Source organism: Demequina ureilytica, assembly GCF_048553575.1.
In the GTDB taxonomy this organism is placed as follows: Bacteria; Actinomycetota; Actinomycetes; order Actinomycetales; family Demequinaceae; genus Demequina.
Genome location: NZ_JBLZIE010000001.1, coordinates 649,190 through 667,367, shown reverse-complemented (window position 1 = coordinate 667,367; position 18,178 = coordinate 649,190). Strand labels below are relative to the sequence as shown.

Annotated in this window: 17 protein-coding genes; 6 read left to right on the top strand and 11 right to left on the bottom strand. The window is 70.5% G+C overall.

Going from position 1 to position 18,178, the window contains the following annotated elements:
- Positions 1-9: 9 nt before the first annotated feature.
- Positions 10-2,337 carry a 5-methyltetrahydropteroyltriglutamate--homocysteine S-methyltransferase gene (metE, locus tag ACNI3K_RS02940; RefSeq protein WP_419390360.1) on the bottom strand — a complete coding sequence of 776 codons (2,328 nt, stop codon included), beginning with the start codon at positions 2,335-2,337 and terminating at the stop codon, positions 10-12.
- Between the two features lie 208 nt (positions 2,338-2,545).
- Between metE and ACNI3K_RS02935 the strand changes: the two genes are divergently transcribed.
- Positions 2,546-2,977: an OsmC family protein gene (locus ACNI3K_RS02935; protein ID WP_419390359.1), complete on the top strand. Its 432-nt coding sequence runs from the start codon at positions 2,546-2,548 to the stop codon at positions 2,975-2,977.
- A gap of 13 nt (positions 2,978-2,990) precedes the next feature.
- Here ACNI3K_RS02935 and ACNI3K_RS02930 read toward each other — a convergent pair whose 3' ends face one another.
- Entirely contained in the window at positions 2,991-3,884 is an 894-nt protein-coding gene (locus tag ACNI3K_RS02930; protein WP_419390358.1) for a methylenetetrahydrofolate reductase, read from the bottom strand.
- A 165-nt stretch (positions 3,885-4,049) separates the two neighbouring features.
- On the opposite strand from ACNI3K_RS02930, the gene ACNI3K_RS02925 reads away from it, so the two are divergent.
- Positions 4,050-4,619 carry a DNA-3-methyladenine glycosylase I gene (locus tag ACNI3K_RS02925; RefSeq protein ID WP_419390357.1) on the top strand — a complete coding sequence of 190 codons (570 nt, stop codon included), beginning with the start codon at positions 4,050-4,052 and terminating at the stop codon, positions 4,617-4,619.
- Positions 4,620-4,653: 34 nt separating this feature from the next.
- On the opposite strand, the gene ACNI3K_RS02920 is transcribed toward ACNI3K_RS02925, so the two are convergent.
- The 3 genes from ACNI3K_RS02920 to ACNI3K_RS02910 are packed head-to-tail and all read right to left on the bottom strand — an operon-like array spanning position 4,654 to position 8,428.
- A complete protein-coding gene (locus ACNI3K_RS02920; protein ID WP_419390356.1) occupies positions 4,654-5,721 on the bottom strand; it encodes an ABC transporter ATP-binding protein in 1,068 nt (355 codons plus the stop codon).
- A complete protein-coding gene (locus ACNI3K_RS02915; RefSeq protein ID WP_419390355.1) occupies positions 5,718-7,325 on the bottom strand; it encodes an ABC transporter permease in 1,608 nt (535 codons plus the stop codon). Before ACNI3K_RS02915 ends, ACNI3K_RS02920 begins: the two co-directional genes overlap by 4 nt.
- Positions 7,326-7,333: 8 nt before the next feature.
- Positions 7,334-8,428, bottom strand: coding sequence for an iron ABC transporter substrate-binding protein (locus tag ACNI3K_RS02910; protein WP_419390354.1), 1,095 nt, complete (start codon positions 8,426-8,428; stop codon positions 7,334-7,336).
- Between the two features lie 176 nt (positions 8,429-8,604).
- Here ACNI3K_RS02910 and ACNI3K_RS02905 point away from each other — a divergent pair, with 176 nt between their 5' ends.
- From ACNI3K_RS02905 to ACNI3K_RS02890, 4 genes are read left to right on the top strand one after another with little or no spacing between them, the layout of a single operon-like run.
- Complete coding sequence (locus ACNI3K_RS02905; protein ID WP_419390353.1) at positions 8,605-9,816, top strand: type III polyketide synthase; 1,212 nt, start codon at positions 8,605-8,607, stop codon at positions 9,814-9,816.
- A complete protein-coding gene (locus ACNI3K_RS02900; RefSeq protein WP_419390352.1) occupies positions 9,813-10,514 on the top strand; it encodes a class I SAM-dependent methyltransferase in 702 nt (233 codons plus the stop codon). Before ACNI3K_RS02905 ends, ACNI3K_RS02900 begins: the two co-directional genes overlap by 4 nt.
- On the top strand, positions 10,511-10,861 hold the full coding sequence (locus ACNI3K_RS02895; protein ID WP_419390351.1) for a hypothetical protein: 351 nt from the start codon (positions 10,511-10,513) through the stop codon (positions 10,859-10,861). Before ACNI3K_RS02900 ends, ACNI3K_RS02895 begins: the two co-directional genes overlap by 4 nt.
- A complete protein-coding gene (locus ACNI3K_RS02890) occupies positions 10,861-11,676 on the top strand; it encodes a nitroreductase family protein (protein ID WP_419390350.1) in 816 nt (271 codons plus the stop codon). The genes ACNI3K_RS02895 and ACNI3K_RS02890 overlap by 1 nt, the downstream gene beginning before the upstream one ends.
- Here ACNI3K_RS02890 and ACNI3K_RS02885 read toward each other — a convergent pair.
- From ACNI3K_RS02885 to ACNI3K_RS02860, 6 genes are all read right to left on the bottom strand, one after another.
- On the bottom strand, positions 11,667-12,182 hold the full coding sequence (locus tag ACNI3K_RS02885; protein WP_419390349.1) for a (deoxy)nucleoside triphosphate pyrophosphohydrolase: 516 nt from the start codon (positions 12,180-12,182) through the stop codon (positions 11,667-11,669). The genes ACNI3K_RS02890 and ACNI3K_RS02885 overlap by 10 nt on opposite strands.
- 4 nt (positions 12,183-12,186) lie before the next feature.
- Positions 12,187-12,570 (bottom strand): glycine cleavage system protein GcvH, encoded by a 384-nt coding sequence (gene gcvH / locus ACNI3K_RS02880; protein ID WP_419390348.1) that lies wholly within the window; start codon positions 12,568-12,570, stop codon positions 12,187-12,189.
- Positions 12,571-12,623: 53 nt separating this feature from the next.
- The gene (gcvT, locus tag ACNI3K_RS02875) at positions 12,624-13,757 is read right to left on the bottom strand and encodes a glycine cleavage system aminomethyltransferase GcvT (RefSeq protein WP_419390347.1); all 1,134 of its coding nucleotides are present in this window, start codon (positions 13,755-13,757) and stop codon (positions 12,624-12,626) included.
- Positions 13,758-13,853: 96 nt separating this feature from the next.
- Positions 13,854-14,846 carry a hypothetical protein gene (locus tag ACNI3K_RS02870; RefSeq protein ID WP_419390346.1) on the bottom strand — a complete coding sequence of 331 codons (993 nt, stop codon included), beginning with the start codon at positions 14,844-14,846 and terminating at the stop codon, positions 13,854-13,856.
- A complete protein-coding gene (locus ACNI3K_RS02865) occupies positions 14,843-15,661 on the bottom strand; it encodes a PP2C family protein-serine/threonine phosphatase (RefSeq protein WP_419390345.1) in 819 nt (272 codons plus the stop codon). Before ACNI3K_RS02865 ends, ACNI3K_RS02870 begins: the two co-directional genes overlap by 4 nt.
- On the bottom strand, positions 15,658-18,003 hold the full coding sequence (locus ACNI3K_RS02860; protein ID WP_419390344.1) for an FHA domain-containing protein: 2,346 nt from the start codon (positions 18,001-18,003) through the stop codon (positions 15,658-15,660). The genes ACNI3K_RS02865 and ACNI3K_RS02860 overlap by 4 nt, the downstream gene beginning before the upstream one ends.
- Positions 18,004-18,178 lie beyond the last annotated feature (175 nt).

The window sequence follows — 18,178 nt, the reverse complement described above, 5'->3', positions numbered from 1 at the left end:
GGCCTGCGGCTACATGCCGCGGACGGCGCGCGTCGCCTCCAACATGTGCGTCAGCGTCTCGGTGGTCTCCTCGTAGCCGCGGGTCTTGAGGCCGCAGTCCGGGTTGACCCACAGCTGCTTGCCGGGGATCGAGTCCTTGGCCAGCTGGAGCAGCTCGGTGACCTCCTGCGTCGAGGGCACTCGCGGCGAGTGGATGTCCCACACGCCCGGGCCGATCTGGCGCTCGTAGCCGTGGCTGCGGATCGCGGGGAGGACCTCCATGCGCGAGCGCGCGGCCTCGATCGACGTGACGTCGGCGTTCAGGCCGTCGATCGCGTCGATGATCTCACCGAATTCGGAGTAGCACAGGTGCGTGTGCACCTGGGTGTCGTCCTTCGCTCCCGAGGTCGCGAGGCGGAACGAGTTGACCGACCAGTCGAGGTAGGAGGGCTGCTCGGCCTTCTTGAGAGGCAGCAGCTCGCGCAGCGCGGGCTCGTCGACCTGGATGATGCCGATGCCAGCCGCCTCGAGGTCCGCGATCTCCTGGCGCAGCGCAAGACCCACCTGATTGGCGGTGTCGCCCAGCGGCTGGTCATCGCGCACGAACGACCACGCGAGGATGGTGACCGGGCCCGTGAGCATGCCTTTGACCGGCTTGTCCGAGAGTGACTGCGCGTACTGCGCCCAGCGCACGGTCATGGGCGCGGAGCGAGCGACGTCGCCCCACAGGATCGAGGGGCGCGTGCACCGCGAACCGTACGACTGGACCCAGCCGTTCTTGGTGACGTCAAAGCCGTCGAGCAGCTCCGCGAAGTACTGCACCATGTCGTTGCGCTCGGCCTCGCCGTGCACCAGCACGTCCAGACCCAGGTCCTCCTGGAGCCGCACCACGGAGGCGATCTCGTCCTTCATCGCCTGCTCGTAGTCGGCGTCCGACAGCTCGCCCTTGGCCCACGCGGCGCGAGCCTTGCGGATGTCGGGGGTCTGCGGGAAGGAGCCGATGGTGGTGGTGGCGAGCTCCGGCAGGTGGAACCGGTTGGCCTGCGCCGCGGCGCGGGCCGAATACGGTGCACGCTCGAACCAGCCCGGGTCGACGTCCGCGAGAGCGTCGCGGACATCGGCGCGGTTCGTGCCGGGGTGCTCGGCGCGAGCCTTGAGCGCCGCGCGAGACTCTGCAAGGGCGCCGGCGACGGCGTCCTCGCCCTGCGAGCGCGCCGATGCGAGGGTGACGATCTCGGAGACCTTCTCGTCCGCGAACGCGAGCCAACTCAGCAGCTCCTCCCCCAGGTGCTCCTCACCCTGCAGCGTGTGCGGGACGTGGAACAGGCTGGTGCTCGAGGAGATGGTGACGGTCGCACCGAGGGCCGCGACCGCATCGGCCTTGCGCAGTGCCTCGTCGAGGTCGGTGCGCCAGATGTTGTGTCCGTCGACGACTCCCGCGACGATGGTCGCGCCCGTGAGGTCGACGTCCACCGGAACCGAGCCCCGGATGAGGTCGATGCCGATCGCGTCGACGCCGGCGTCCTTCAGGACAGGCAGCGCGTCGTCGAGCGAGTGATACGGGGCGGCGACGAACAGCGCCGGCCGCTCGGGCGCGCCCACGAGGGTCTCGTAAACGTTCTTGGCGTCCGCCAGCACGTCCGCACGATCGGCGTCGATGTCGGCGACCAGAATGGGCTCGTCGATCTGCACCCACTCGGCGCCTGCGGCCTTGAAAGCCGCAAGCAGCTCGACGTAGACCGCGAGCAGATCGTCCAGACGCTCGATGGGATCGAATCCCGTCGGAGCGTCGTCGCTGGGCTTGGACAGGTGCAGGAATGTGAGCGGACCGGTGATGACCGGTCGCGTCACGAACCCTGTCTCCTTGGCCTCGACGAACTCGTCGACCCAGCGCTGGCTGGAGAGCGTGAACTCGGTCTCGGGGCCGATCTCGGGCACCAGGTAGTGGTAGTTCGAGTCAAACCACTTGGTCATCTCGAGCGGGGCCTTGTCGCCCTCGCCACGCGCGATGGTCGAGTAGCCGGCAAGATCCACCGCACCGTTCTCGTCACGCAGCGACGAGAACCGAGTGGGGACGGCGCCAAACGTGACCGCGGCGTCGAGGATGTGGTCGTAGAAGGAGAAGTTCGACGGGATGGACGAGTCGGTGCGGCCGAGGCCGAGCGCGGCGAGGCGGTCGCGGTTCGCGGCGCGCAGCTCCTTCGCGACGGACTCGAGGTCCGTCTCGGACGAGCCACCCTTCCAGAACGACTCGAGGGCCCGCTTCAACTCGCGCATTCGGCCGATGCGCGGGTAACCAAGGATGGTGCCGCCGGGGAAGGCGGGCGCAGGGGCAGATGCATTGGTGATGTCAGACATGGTTCCTCATGGAGGTTCGGTGCGCGGCGGGCTCGCCATTGCGCTTGGTCGACGCGTGCGTTCAGCGCCGATGCGTGCGCCCGCGAGTCTAGTCGGTAGGCGGGGACGTGGCTACTCGCTCCCACGCTTCGAGGGTGACCAGGTTTCGCGCTCAGGCGTCGCTGGAGGCGTCGAAGTGACCGGCCTGCGAGATGCGAGGATGGCAGGCATGGAAGAGATCACTGACAAGCGGGTCACGCTCACGCGCGAGGCGGAGGGCGTCTACCTCGCCCGCAACGCCGACGGCGCCGAGTACCGATTCGGCTACAACGTCGATGGGGCGCTCAGCTCGATCGAGCTGCTCATGGTGGCGATCGCTGGGTGCTCGGCGACGGACCTCGACATGATGACGTCGCGCCGCGCGGAGCCCACCAAGTTCGACGTCACGGTGGACGCGCAGAAGGTCGGGGGCTCCTCCCCGACGTTCCTGCGGGACATCGAGGTGCTGTTCGATGTCGCATTCCCCGAAGGCGAGGACGGAGACAAGGCCCGCGCGCGCATCGGCGCCGCTCTGAAGGCGTCCGAGGAGAAGACATGCACGGTGTCCCGGACCGTGAGCCACGGGTCGCCGGTGACGCTGAGTGCCGCCGACAACACCTGAACCAGCTCTGGCGCTAGTCGCTGGTACGGCGCAGTGGCAGCTGTGAGACCAGCTCGAGCGCGGCCTCGTGCTTGTTGAACGTGATGACGTGAATGCCGGGCGCGCCCGCATCCAGCAGATCGCTCGACAGCCGCGCAGCGTGGGCGACGCCTGCGCTGCGCGCCGCGGCGTCGTCCTCCGCGGCCTCGAGGTCCGCCACGAGCGCTTCCGGGGTCGGCACGCCTGTGAGCTGGGCCGCGCGGTTCGCCCGGGTCACTGACACGAGCGGCATCACCTCGGGGATGATCGGCAAGCCGATGCCGTCCGCGGCGGCGTCAGCCACCAGCGCCCGGTAGTGATCCACGTCGTAGAAGACCTGGGTGATGGCGAAGTCAGCGCCAGCGTCCTGCTTGGCGCGCAGGATGTCGAGGCCCTGCTGGCGCCACTGCGGGATCGCGTGCTGGGCCGGGAACGCGGTGACGCCGATGCTCAGTTCGTCGACGCCGTGTGCCTTCGCGACCTCCCTGAGCAGCATCACGAGCTCGCTCGCGTACAGCAGGCCGTCCGGGTGGGGGTGCCAGTCCACCTGGCCCTGCGGCGGGTCGCCACGCAGTGCGAGGAAGTCGCGCACACCCTCGTCGAGGTACGCCTCGATGACCCCCGTCAACTCCGCCCGGGACTGATCCACGCAGGTGAGGTGCGCGAGAGGGGGGATGGTGTGGGACTCCGCGAGACGCTGGACCACGGTGCGCGAGGTGCCGCGCGTGGAACCGGAGGCGCCGTAGGTGATGGACATGAAGTCCGGGTCCGTGGCTGCGAGGGTGTCCATGGTCGCCTCGAGGGTCGCCTCCGCTGTGGGAGAGCGCGGTGGGAACAGCTCGTAGCTGAGTGTGGGCGCGTGCTCGCGCAGCAGATCACGGATGGTCATGGCGCTGGCCACGATAGTGGCGCGCGGTGCGCGGGCGCCATTCGGGTGGTGCGTGGGCGGGGTTGGCGCGAGCGCTTGCGTCCCCAGGAGCCGGGTGACCGCCCGTGTCCGAGCCTGTCCCCCGGGTCCGGCGCGCACGGGCGTGAGGTCCTTCAGACTGGACCCATGATCACGGAGACGAACGACCTGATTCGGTGCTTTGGCAATGGCGACCCGCTCTACGAGCGGTACCACGACGAGGAGTGGGGCCACGAGGTGCACGGCGACGCGGCACTGTTCGAACGCATGGTGCTCGAGGGCTTCCAGTCGGGGCTGTCGTGGCTGACGATCCTGCGCAAGCGAGAGGCCTTCCGCGAGGCCTTTGCGGATTTCGAGCCCGAGGATGTCGCCGCGTTCGCGGAAGGCGACGTGGAGCGGCTCATGAAGGACGCGGGGATCGTGCGCAATCGGCGCAAGATCGAGGCGGCGATCACCAACGCGCGCGCCGTCGTCGCACTCCAGAATGCCGGCCGTTCGCTCGACGAGGTGGTGTGGTCGCACCAGCCGCCCGCGCGCACGGGTGTGCCCGCGACGTGGGAGGACGTGCCAGGTTCGACGCCGGACTCGGCCGCGCTGGCGAAGGAGCTGAAGTCGCTCGGATTCGTGTTCGTCGGTCCCACCACCATGTACGCGCTCATGCAGGCGTGCGGGCTCGTCGACGACCACGTCGCGGGCTGCATCGCAGCGTCCAAGTAGCGTCCGCGCCCACATCGCGACCGCGAAGCGGCGGCTAGCGCGAGAAGGCCAGTCCAGCCGATCGCACGCCCACCAGCACCTCGGTGTCCGGCAGCCATCGCTGGTCTCCCAGCACCCGCGCCTGCACCGGCTCCTCGCACGCCGGCAGATCCATCGTGACCACCGCGTCGTGCCCGAAGTAGGCCACATCGCGCACCATCGCCCTCACCCCGGGCGCCGCACCCATGCCCACAGCCCCGCCCCCCACCGCGGTGATCGCCAGCTGCTCCGGCCGCAGCACCAGATCAACGGCGTCGCCGGAATGCGCGAGGTGGCCGTCGGCAAGGTTCGCGGGCACCGCCCCCAGCGGACCTACCACCATGCCGTCCTGCCAGGTGCCGGGCAGCACCAGCGCTCCGCCCACGAACTGAGCGAGCCACCGGGACATCGGCTTCGCGTAGATCTCGGCGGGCGTGCCGACCTGCACTAGCCGACCCTGGTCCACGACGGCCACCTGGTCCGCCATCGAGAGAGCCTCGTCCTGATCATGCGTCACGAGCACGGCCGTCGTCTGCGCTCGTCGCAGCACCTGGCGCACCTGGCCCCGGACCTCGGCGCGCAGCGCGGCATCGAGCGCCGAGAAGGGCTCGTCCAGCAGCACCACGTCGGGCTCGGTCGCGAGCGCCCGGGCCAGGGCGACGCGGTGCCGCTGCCCTCCGGAGAGCTCGCCGGGCATGCGGGTCGCATACCCGGCCATGCCGACCATGTCCAACAGATCGAGTGCCACTTGACCACGGCGCTGGGCGCGGGGCAGTCCGAACCCCACGTTGGCGAGCACGTCGAGGTGCGGAAACAACGCGGCGTCTTGCGGCACCAGCCCGATGTTCCGGCGTTCTGGCGCGACATGCACTCGCGGGCCGGACAGCACGGTGCCGCCGATGACGATCGCCCCCTCGATGGGCCGGTTGAGACCCGCGATCACGCGCAGCAGCGTGGACTTTCCTGAGCCGGAGGGGCCGAGCACCGCGGTGAGGCTGCCGTGCGGCACGGTGAACGTGACGCCTCGCAGCACGGGCGCAGCGTCGTAGCCGGCCACGATCTTGCGCACCTGCAGCTCGCTCACAGCGTCTCCTCAGGCTGGCGCCTGCCGCCAGCGACCTCCCGCGTCAGCAACAAGGCTGGCACAGCGGCGACCGCAATCAGTACCAGCGCGTACGGCGCGGCCGCAGCGTAGGCGGTGCCGGACGTCAGCCGCCACAGCGACGTGGCGAGTGTCTCGGTCCCCGTGGGCCGCAGCAGCAGCGTCGCAGGCAGCTCCTTCATGGCTGTGAGCGCGACCAGCAGCACCCCAGCGCCGATGCCGGGCCAGGCGATGCGCGCGGTCACGCGTGTCCACACCCGTGCCGGGGACAGCCCCATCGTGCGCGCCGCATCCTCGAGGCCCGGCTCCACCTGCCCGATGCTCGATCGCACCGCGCCCACAGCCTTGGGCAGGAACAGCACGCCGTAGGCAAAGGCGAGCATCCAGATCGACTGGTACAGCATCGGCGCCACGTTGAGGGAGAAGAACACGAGCGACAGCCCGACAACGATCCCCGGCAGGGCCAGTCCCAGATAGCTGGCCGACTCGGTGACCCTCGCCAGGCGCGACCGAAACCGGGCCGCCAGGATGCCGATGGGCAGGGCGAGCGCCAGAGCGACCGCGGCCCCGGCTGCGGCCAGCCCGACTGTGGACAGGGCATCGGCCAGCAGCTCGCCTGGCTGCACCGTCGTGGAAGTCTCAGTGGTCAGCACGAGGTACTTGGCGAGCGCCCCGAGCGGCACTCCGAGCGACAGGAGCGCGACGAGCGCGAGACCGCCGTGAGCGACCCACCTCCACCGGCCGAGCGGCACAGGCACGGGCGCGGAGCGGGCCGCCACAGCGGAGCCGAACCGTGCGCGGACCCCGCGGAGCCGCCTCTCGGCGACCACCAGCGCGATGCCCATCGCAGCCAGCACCACCGACATCACCGCCGCAAGCGTGCGGTCGAACAGCGACTCGTAGGCGACCTGGATTGCCCATGTGAAGGCCTGATAGCGCATCAACGCGACCGAGCCGAAGTCGCTCAGCACGTACAACGCCACGAGCAGGACCCCTGCCAGCGCGGCAGGTCGAATCTGGGGCCACGTGGTCTCCATGAAGGCCTGCCAACGCGTGCGCCCGAGTGTGCGTGCCACATCCTCACTGGCCGAGTTGGCCAGGCGCAGGGACGCGATGGTCGGCAGGGTCACCAGCGGCACGTTGCACAGCGTCAGCACGATGAATGCCCCCCAGAAGCCGCGCACCTCGGTGGTGGCGATCCAGCCGAACGCCGCCACGTACGACGGCACCGCGAGCGCCAGCGACGTCACCACGAGCCAGGTGCGCCGCCCGCGCAGGTCCGTGCGCACCAGAACCCAGGCGATTGCCACACCCAGCACCAGGCACGCCGTGGAGACCGCGATCACGAGCCCCACGGTGTTGACCATGAGGGTGGCGATGCGTCCGCTCCACAGCGCGTCCACGATCTCGTGGCCGTCCGCCTGGACCACCCTCACCAGGAGGTAGACCAAGGGGATGGTGGCCACCGCGGCGGCCGCCACTGCGGACGCCATGAGCACCAGTCGCCCACTCGGGGCGCGCACACGGCGGCGGGGGGTCAGAGTCGCCTCCGAGCCCCCCGCCGCCGTCTCGCGGGCCACGCGCATGTGTCTCCTTACAGGAGGCCGACCTCCACGAGCAGATCGGTGGTCTCACCCAGAGAGTCGAGGTCGGACAGGTCCAGCTCCGGGTTGGTGAGCGTGTCGAGCGCGGGAAGGCCCTCGGGCGCCGACACCCCATCGATCAACGGATACTCATAGGTATTGTCCACGAAGTACTGCTGGGCGGGCTCGGAGACGAGGTACTCGACGAACTCCAGCGCGTCAGCGTCCTCCGACGCGGCGTTCAGCAGCCCGGCACCAGTGACGTTCACGATGCCGCCCGCGTCTCCCGGCTCGGGGAACGCCAGCTGGGCGCGCATGTTGTCGGTGCCGATCTCGGCGGCCATGCGGTACCAGTAGTAGTGATTGATCAGCCCGAGCTGGATCTCGCCGGCGTTGGCGGCCTCCAGGATCGGCGTGTTCTTCGCATAGATCTGGACATCGTTGGAGCTCATGCCCTCGAGCCACTCCCGCGCGGCGTCCTCGCCCTCGAGCACGCGCAGCGCCGTGACGAACGATTGGAACGAGGCATTGGTGGGCGCGATGCCCACCTGGGAGGACCACTGCTCACCCGTGAGAGCAGCGACCGTCGTGGGAACCTCTTCGGCGCTGAGCTGCTCGCCGTCGTAGACGATCACGCGCGCACGGCCGGTGACGCCCACCCACGACCCATCGGTCGATGTGAACCCCGCCGGCACAGTCTCGCTGACCGTCTCGGGCAGCGTCGCGAACATGTCCGCCTTGGCGACCGCGCCCAGGGCGCCCGCATCCTGCGACAGGAACACATCGGCGGGAGAGGCCTCGCCCTCTTCGAGGAGCAGCGCGGCGAGCTCGGTGCTCCCTGCGTAGCGCACCTCGACGCTGATGCCGGTGTCGGCCTCGAACTGCTCGATGAGCGGGTCGATCAACTCCTGGTCGCGACCCGCGTACAGCGTGAACGAACCGTCGGCTTCGGCGTCGGCGGTAGTGGCGGGCGCCGACGTGGCGGCGGCATCAGAGGTGGCGTTGGACGTCGCAGCGGCATCGTCGTCGGCGGCGGTGGCGCACGCGCTGAGCGTCAGCACGGCAAGGGCGGCAGTCGCAAAAGCGGCTGGGCGCAGGGCAGTCATGTGGAGCCTTCCTGGCGGGTGTCGTGGAGAAGTGAGGCAACCCTAACCAACTAGTCGCCATTTACACAACACGGCGCTTGCGTAACCTCCGGTCCGGCGGTCACCGGCGGGCTCGTCGGCGAGCTCGTCACCAGCCGGTGTTGACCGCCCGCCACGAGAACCGGAGGATCAAGGACATGGACCGCACTCGCGCACGAACACCGGAGCGCTCGCCAGCTCGCGCGGACAAGGGGATCGTGAGCGTGCGGTCGATCGCGACGGCGGTACCGCCGACGGTGCTGCAACAGGACCAGGTGCGCGACCTGCTCGCCAGCCAGCCTGAACTGTCCCGCCTGTCGCGCCGCCTCATCGGCTCCGTGTTCGACGGGTCGGCGATCGAGCGTCGTCACACCGTGATGAGGGAGCTCGGCGCCACGCCCGCCGGCACCGCGGAACCGGTGGATGCGCAGTTCTACGACGCTCAGACGAGGACGATCCTCACCCCGTCCACCGGACAGCGCAACGCGGCCTACACGCGCGAGGTGCGACCGCTGCTCGCGGAGGTCGGCGCTCGTGCCATCGAGGATGCGCCCGGCCTCGACCGGACGGACATCACCCACGTCATCACCGTCTCCTGCACGGGATTCTTCGCCCCCGGTCCCGACTACGTCGTCGTCCGAGACCTCGGGCTCGCCCCCTCCACACGGCGGCTGCACGTGGGATTCATGGGCTGCTACGGCGCATTTCCCGCGCTGCGCGCCGCCGTGTCGACCTGCGTGGCCGAACCCGGCGCGGCAGTGCTGATCGTGTGCGCGGAGCTGTGCACGTTGCATGTGCGCTCGTCCAACGATCCAGACACGATCGTCGCCTCGTCGGTGTTCGCCGACGGCGCCGCCGCCGCGGTGGTGTCTGCCCGTCCGGCCCCCGCCGGATCGGCCGTGCTGGACATCGACGCGCAGGAGACGGCGCTCACCGACGGCGGCGAGACCGACATGGCGTGGACGATCGGGGACCTCGGCTTCGAGATGGTGCTATCCCGCTACGTTCCACGCATCCTCGAGGACCAGATCGCCCACTCCCTGCGCCCCCTCCTGGACCGCCTTGGGGCATCGGCGCCCACGGAATGGTCGCAGATCGACCGATGGGCGGTGCATCCCGGCGGGCGCGCCATCCTTGATCGCGTGCAGCGCGCCCTCGGGCTCTCCGACGCGCAGATGTCCCCGTCACGAGCGGTCCTGCGGGACTACGGCAACATGTCCAGTGCCACCGTCCTGTTCATCCTGCGGCGCCTGCTCGCGGGCGATGGCGAGCAGGAAGCCAATGGAGCGCCCGAGCGAGTCGCAGCGATGGCATTCGGGCCTGGCCTCACCGTCGAATCGGCGCTCTTCACCCGGCGCGTGACGTCGTGACCGCCAAGGGACTGTCACGACGGGACACCCAGTCGCGAGAGCTGATGGACGAGCCGGACTGCGATCCCGACAAGCTCGAACGCACCTACCGCCAGTTCACCACCATCAATCGACTCGTCTCAGGCTGGCGGCGCATCTACTGCCAGCGACTCCGGCCGCAGCTGTCCGGCAACAGACCCACGTCCCTGCTGGACGTCGGCTTCGGCGGCGGGGACATTCCCCGCGCGCTCGCCCGCTGGGCGGCCCGCGACGGGTTGTCACTCCAGATCACGGCCATCGATCCGGACGGGCGCGCCATCCGCCATGTACGCCAGCTGCCCGATGCGGGGATTCGCTTCGAGCAGGCGTCAAGCGCGGATCTGGTCGCCCGGGGCGACCGGTTCGATGTGGTGATCTCCAACCACCTCCTCCACCACCTCGACGCGCCGGCGCTCGGCTCGCTGCTGGACGACAGCGTCGCGCTGTCCCGTCACCTGGTCGTCCACAACGACCTTGCACGGGGACGCGCCGGCTATCGCCTCTACGCGGCCGCGACACTGCCGCTGGCGCGCGGATCGTTCGTGCACTACGACGGGCTGCTGTCCATCCGCCGCAGCTATCGGCGGCACGAACTGCGCGCCCAGGTACCGCCGCAGTGGAGCGTCGAAGCCATGTTCCCGCAGCGCTTGCTGCTCACTCATGAAAGGCTCGTGCGATGAGCGACGGCCGGTCCGGACGGGCGACCCGCAACCTGGTCACGTGGGCTGCCGCGAGCTACGTGACCAACGCCGTATTCGGCGCCGCCGTCGCGACGGGAGCGATCGACAACAGCCGCATCCGGTGGGTGCACCACGGGGTGTTCATCGCCACCAGTTCCCTGACGGCCGTCGCGCTCGCGGCCAGTGCGCTCGAGCGCCGACCTGCCGGCCTCGCCCTGCTCCTCACGGTCGGCCCGCTCGCGGCGCTGCCGTACGCGGGCGGGCAGGTCCGCCGTCACGCTACCGTGGCCGGCATGGCGGCACCGGGGTTTGCGACGGCCCTTTTTCTCGCCTGGAGGAGGCACTGATGGAGTTCCTTGACGTGGTGCGTCGTCGCAAGACGACCAACGGAGCGTTCCTGCCGGACCCGGTCTCCGAGGAGCATCAACGACTGCTCATGGAGGTAGCGGGCCGCGCCCCGTCGCAGTTGAACAGCCAGCCGTGGCGCTTCGTGATCGTGGAGGAGCGGTCGACGATTGAGAGCATCGCTCAGATCAGCGGGGAGAGCATGACGGAGGCGATGTCGAACGGCACCTTCTTCGAACGCTACAAGCCCTACTTCCGGTTCAGCAAGGAGGAGATGGAGCGCCGGCGGGACGGCATGCTCTTCGACCGTCTCCCAGCCCCGCTGCGACCGTTCACGAATCAGGTGTTCACTGCGCGAGGGCAGAAACTCATGAACACCATGCGCGTGCCGCAGACGCTGGGCGCGGAGAACCGCAAGCTCGTCTCCGGCTCGCCATTGCTGCTGGGAGTAATGCTCGACCGATCCGAGTACCGGCCCGGAGAACTGTCCTCGTTCTACTCCGTGTTCAGCATGGGGGCCGCGATGGAGAACGTGTGGCTCACCACCGTCGAGCTCGGCATGGGGATCCAGTTCGTCTCGTTCCCGATGGAGGTGCCTGGGCGCTGGGACCAGATCGTCCGTCTGCTCCAGGTTCCGGACGAGCTGGAACTGATGGCCGTGTACCGCCTCGGCTATCTGCCGGACGAGCAGCGCCGGCCGCCCATCGACTGGACCAGCAGCCAGCGCAAGCTCCCCTCGCAGTACGTCTTCCGAGGCACCTGCGCCACCCCGCAGGAAGGCTGGGATGAGCCGTCAGCCGGGGCGCCTCAGCAGTAGGCGCGGCGGTGGCGGTCGGTGGCGTCCAAGAGCAGCGCCTCGACAATGCGCATGTCTGCCGGGAGCCACGCGACATCGCGCCAGCCGCCGGGCTCCAGCACCCGGAGTTCGTCGTGGTCCTCGAGCGGGCGCGGTTCCACCGTCGCGCCATCGGCGCCGGGCAGCACGCGTGCCCACCACACCCTCATGACCAGGCGCTGGACATCGGCGTCGCCCGGGCGCAGCATCCACACCGGCTCGTCGCCGCACTGATCCTCGACCCCACGACCGTCGTCAGGACCCGCGATCTCGTCGCCGATCTCGACCTCGACGCCCAGCTCCTCGCGCAGCTCCCGCCGCAACGCCTGCTCCACGGACTCGCCCCGCTCGAGCTTGCCGCCCGGGAACTCCCACAGGCCCGCGAGCGCATCCGGAGCCGTCCGCCTCGCTGCGAGCAGTGTGCGCGGCACCTGCAGGTCGTCGGTGATCGCCGCGGCGACGACGAGCCGGGTGGAGCGGCCGCTCACCGCACTACTCCGTCTGGCCCGCGTAGGCACTCGGGTCGAGCAGGGCGGTGGCGTCCTTCGACAGCTGCACGGTGTAGATCCAGCCCTCGCCGTAGGCATCCGAGTTGATGAGGTCGGGAGCCGATTCGAGCGCGGGGTTGACCTCGACGACGCTGCCGGTGACCGGCGAGTACAGCTCGCTCACGGCCTTGGTCGACTCGAGCTCGCCGCACACCTCGCCGGCGACGACGGCCGCGCCCACCGCAGGTGCCTCGACGTAGACCACGTCACCCAGCGCATCGGCCGCGTAGGCGGTGATGCCCACCGTGACGACCGAGCCGGTGGTTGCGTCGCCGCGCACCCACTCGTGCTCAGCCGAGTACTGCAGTCCGTCAGGAATCTCCGGCACGGTGGCTCACCTCTCGATCGCGGGAAGAGGCCGTCTTGGCCATGAGCACGAGGCTAGTCGCCACGCGTGTAGAACGGTAGCGGCACGACCTTCATGGCCTCGCGGCGCCCCCGCACATCCACGCCGACCGCCGTGCCGGGCTCGGCGAGCTCGGGCGGCACGTACGCCATGGCGATGGGCCGACCGAGCGTGGGCGAGGGCGCACCCGAGGTGACGATTCCGAGCTGGTTGTCGTGCGCGTCGGTCACGGGATAGCCGGTGCGCGGAGAGCGGCGCCCCTCGCCGACGAGGCCGACCAGAGTCTTCTTCGCTCCGATGTCGCGGACCTGCTCGAGCGCAGCACGCCCGACGAAGTCTCCCCGCGGAGGGCCATCATCGCGACCAAAGCTCACGATGCGCCCAAGCCCGGCCTCGAAGGGGTTGGTGTCGTGACTCAGCTCGTGGCCGTACAGCGGCATGCCCGCCTCGAGCCGCAACGAGTCCCTGGCCGCGAGTCCGCACGGCATCAGTCCCGCGGAGTCGCCCCGGTCCATCGCCAGGCGCCAGACATCGCGGGCGCGATCCGCGGGCACGAACAGCTCGAAGCCGTCCTCACCGGTGTATCCGGTGCGCGCCGCGAAGGTGTGGATGCCCCCGTCGAGGAGCACGTTCGCGGCCTTGTAGTACTTCAGAGCGTGGATGTCGTCCGCCCCCAGCTCACACATGGACGCGGTGATCGACTCGGCGGCCGGCCCCTGAATAGCGACCAGCGCGATCTCGTGCGTCACGTCCTCGACCGACGCGTCGTGCCCACCTTCGCCGATGCGGCCCTGCAGCTCGTCGCGCACCGCGGCCCGGTTGGCGGCGTTCGCGACCACCATGAAATGGTCCCAGTCGCGGCGGTACACGATCACGTCATCGATCACGCCCCCGTCCGATGCGCACATCATCGTGTACCTCGCGCCCCACAGCGGCACCCGGCTCATCTGTCCCACGAAGGCGTAGTCGAGGGCTGCCGCGGCATCGGTGCCGCGCACCATCAGCTCGCCCATGTGGGACAGGTCGAACAGGCCCGCAGCGGTCCGAACCGCCTCGTGCTCTGCGATGTCACCGGAGTAGCGCACGGGCATCTGCCACCCTGCGAAGTCGACCATGGTGGCGCCGTCGGCAACGTGCTCGGCGTGTAGGGGGGACGTGTGTGTGGTCACCAGTCCAACCTACGCGAAGGGTCCAGCGCGCCGTGTGCGACGGGCGGCGAATGCGGTGACCGGCAGCCGCTGTCGGAGAACGCGCACGCCGCAGCGTCAGGAACCAGCCGCGCCCATGAAGAACATGATGGCGAGCACAGCGAGCGTGCCGATGGCCGCGACCGCTGCTGCGACCGCCAAGGCCGTCAGCAGTCGCCGCCGCCGCGCAGCCAGACGTCGCCGCGTTGCCGCAGCCGGCGTGAGCACGGGGCTCGCAGCTTCCGCGTCTCCGTCGGCCGAGCTCTGCGCTGATGACGCTGTGGTCCAGGCGCCCGCGCTCGACTCGGACGCCGACCGCGGGCGGTAGGAGCCCTCACTTACGCCGAAGGACCCGTGCCACACGTCGCCCGCCACGAGGCCGTGCGGGAGGGCGCCCGCGCCGTCGCCGTCACCACGTGCAGAACCGTCCCGCGCGTGGGGGGCCGTCGACTCGCGCCGGGCGGCGAGCCGGGTCGAGTCGTCGTCGGGATCGTCGTCTTGACGCCCCGCACGGGTGCTCAGCCGGGTCGACTCGTCGTCGTGGCCACCCGCCCGGCTGCTCAGCCGCGTGGACTCGTCGTCCGAGTCATCGCTGCCCGCTCCCGCGCGGGTGCTCAGCCGCGTGGACTCGTCGTCCGAGTCATCGCTGCCCGCTCCCGCGCGGGTGCTCAGCCGCGTCGACTCATCGTCCTGCTCGTCGCTGCCCGCTCCCGCGCCGTGGCTCGTGGCCCCCTCGGCATCGGCACTCGTCGCACCGCGCCAGGACGACAGCCGCGTCGAGTCGTCCTGCTCCTCGGCCACGGGCCGGTCGCGGCGCGTGGCGGAGCCGGTGCCATCCTGGGCGGCCGTTGGCCCTCGTCGGCTGCCGATCCGGGTGGCCTCGTCCGCGTCCCCGCCGTCCACGCCCGGCCGGTCTGCGGGACGTGGCGGGGCGTGGCTGGGCGTGGGGGTCGTGTCGTCGCCCGTGGCGGGCGACTGCGCACTCTCCTGACGAGAGGCGGCGGCCGCAGCCGCGGCTCTGTCGAGTGCCTCGCGCCGTTCGCGACGCTCCCGGCGCCCGCCCCCCGTCACACCGGCTCCCGCCGCCGGCCCGTGACGGTCGTGTCGTCCTCGTCGCGGCCCACTCCCCACACCCGCCACGGGTAGGGGTCCGCACTCCGATCGGTGTCCGCGTGCAAGGTGTCGGCCACCACCACGGTCACGTTGTCGCTGGCGTCGGCGTCGAGGGCGGCGTCCACCAGCCGGCCCGCCGCCAACGACACCTCGCCCGCGAGAGAGGCAATCGACGCGATGCGGGCATCGCTCAGCGCCTTCATCAGGCCGTCGCTGGCGACCACCAGGCGGAGTCCCGGCCGGGCGGGCACGAGCCATGCGTCGAAGTCGCGGATGCCGTCGCCGATGGCACGCGTGACGATGTTGCGCTCGGGATGCACCTCGGCCTGCTCCGCGGTGATGTCTCCCCGGTCCACCAGCCGTTGCACGTACGAATGATCGACGGTGATCTGCGACAGCGACCCTCCCTCGATCGCGTAGACGCGTGAGTCTCCCACGTTGATCACCATCCACCACGGCTGGCCGTCATGCTCCACGGCGATGGCGCCGGTCAGGGTCGAGCCCGAGCTGCCACCCACACGTTCCGATAGCCGCTCCACGCCCTCCTGGGCGCGTGCCACCGCCAACACAGTGTCATCGGGCTGGACTGATGAGAGGTCGGTCAGTGCTCGGAAGGCCTCGACGACGACGCTGCTCGCGGCCGCTCCCGCAAGGTGGCCTCCCATGCCGTCCGCAACCACGTGCACCGGACCGGAGCTCAGGAAGGCGTCCTCGTTGCGCGGCCGGTCGCCGGTGGCCGTGGCACCCGCTCCGGTGCACCAACGAGCAGTCATCGGCGCTCCGCGATCGGCGCGATTCGCACGACCAGGTCACCGAGGATCAGATCGCCGTCGACGACGGCTCCGTGCTCGCCGACCTCACGCTCGGTGCCGTCCTCGGCGCGCAGATAGGTGCCATTGGTGGACCCGAGGTCTCGCACCCACCATCCCCCGTCGCGCGGCTCGAGCTCGGCATGCAGCTTGGACAGGGTGCGGGTGGGATCGTCGACACCTAGGCGTCCGGGTATCGCGGCCGAGGTGGATCGGCCGATCACGACGTTCTCTGTGCCCAGTCCGTATGACGCGCCGCCCTCGACCTCGAGCACCCAAGTCTCGCGGCGCCGCGCCGCGATGATCGTGTGATCGTCGCCGCCATCGGTCGCGGAGCCGCCCGGCAGCGGCGCGCTGTCGGTCTGCGGCGGCTCGGCGGAGACGGGAGTCGGGGGCGGCGGCAGCGGCGTCACTGCAGGCACCCCTTCGAGCGTCTCGCTTCCAGCGCCCGATGCGGACGTGGCCTGGTAGGACGACACGGGTGGGGCATAGGTGGGCCTGGGATCCCCGGCCTCGGGCTCCTCGGCCGTGGGCGCCTGCACCTCCACGGTCGCGGAGGTCGGTCTCGGACCGGGCCGCGGCTCGGGGACGTTCGTCTGAGCCGTGGTCTCGAACGCACGCTCAGGGCCGGGCGCTCGCGCAAAGTCCTCGCCTGCGTCGGCCAGATCCACGGTCTCACTGCTCTCAGACGTGAGTGCGCCGTCGGCCTGCTCGTCACCGCTCGAACTTTCAGCGCTGCCAGCGGAGGTGGCTGGCGGCTGCTCCTGCAGGTACGGGGACAGGCGGCGCACGTACGGGGAGGCCGCCGAGGGCGGCGGCACACGTGGGACCGCTGCGGTCGCCGGCGAGGGCTCGGAGGGTGGCGTCCTGGCCGATCGTGGTGGGACCGCATCGTCCCCCCGGCCGTTCGGCGCGTCCGGGTACGGGCCCGGCGTCACGTACGGAGCCGATGCGCCGACCGTGGCGGGGCGTTCCTCCGTGGGAGCCTCGGCCGCGACGGCTCCCGTGGGCGAGGCGGCGCTCTCCGACAGGGACGGGCGCTCGGACGTTCCGGTGGGGCTGTCGACGACGTGCACGTCGGCGTCATCCTCCGCCGCCGTCCTCTCGACCGGCGTCCCATCATCTCCCACGTCCGGGAACTCCGTAGCACCCTCGAACGCAGGCTCCTGTCCCTCCGATGCCGAGCGCCGCGGCTCGCCGTCCGCAACCCTTGCCCACGTCCCCGTCCATCCTGGGGGCAGCGGGGTGACGGGCGTGGGCTGGCTCGGCACGGAATCGACGGGAGGGTCGTCGGCGGCGGGCGAGGGCTCGGAGGGTTCGCGGGGGGAGTCGCCGTGGCGCGGCTCGGGGCTCGTGGGGACATCGACTGCATCGCCGTCCCCGGCGTCACCGCGGGGCGAGCGGTCATCGGGCGGCTCGTCATCGAGTGACGCGGTTCCGCGTGGCTCGACAGCGCGGTCGCCCGGCAGGACGTCCTCGTCCCGGGCCGCCGCGTCCGAGGTCGGGCCTAGGTCGACCGGAAACTCGTCCCCGGGGGCTCGGCCGCCGGCGGAGGAGGGACGCGGCCAGTCGGGTACGGGATCCTCTCCGAATCCCTCCCATCGCTGCGCGACGGTGACGCCGCCGTCGCCGGTCACCCATGCGGGTGTGCCGCCGGGCCCGCGCGCGGGGCTGCCAGCGTCCTGATGTGTCTGCTCCGGTGGGGGCGTCGTGTCCGTGGGAGGGGTGGCGGGCCGGGGCGGTTCCGCCTCAGCGGGTGCGCGCGAGGGCTGGGACGGCGGGGTACTGGTAACCGATGCGGCGCCAGCTGCCGCCGCGTTCGCAGTCACACCGTGGCCGGTGGCCTGATAGGAGCCCCAGCCCAGCACCGAGGACCAGATTGCGGGGGCCACGGCGGCCAGCCACGTCATCGCTCGCGGTGCGCGCATCCGCAACTCGATGGTGCTCGCACCGTCGATCCACATGAGCCACCCGGCCACACCGCCGATGAGCCACATCAGCAGGCCGACGATCAGCGCGGTGCGCGCTGTCGGGACCGGCTGGTCGGTGACGAGCATCGTCACCCACGAGATGATCGCCACGAGCGCACCCGCGAACTCCACGGCGCGCGCCTCCGCGACCGGGACCGTCGGCACACGCCCCTCCCGTGCAGCCTCGACCCATCGCAGCACCGGTATCCACGCCCGCACGGGACTGCCGCCGAGCTTGCGCAGGAGAGCGCCAAGAGCGAGCCCCATCCACACGACGTCGATCACCACGATGATGGCAAGCGTCGCGAGCACCACAGTCCCCAGTGCCGCGTCCATCCGAATGGTCCCTTTCCTGTGTGTCGTGCCCGTGCGGTGAGCCTGGCTGCGGGGCCAAGGCTGCCGCGCTGTCGTACTACCAGCATCGGGGTTTCGCCGGCCATGCGACACCACCAGCGCCGCCGTACCAACAGAACTGTGCCACGGGCGGGCCCTCGGCGCCCGCCCCCGCCCC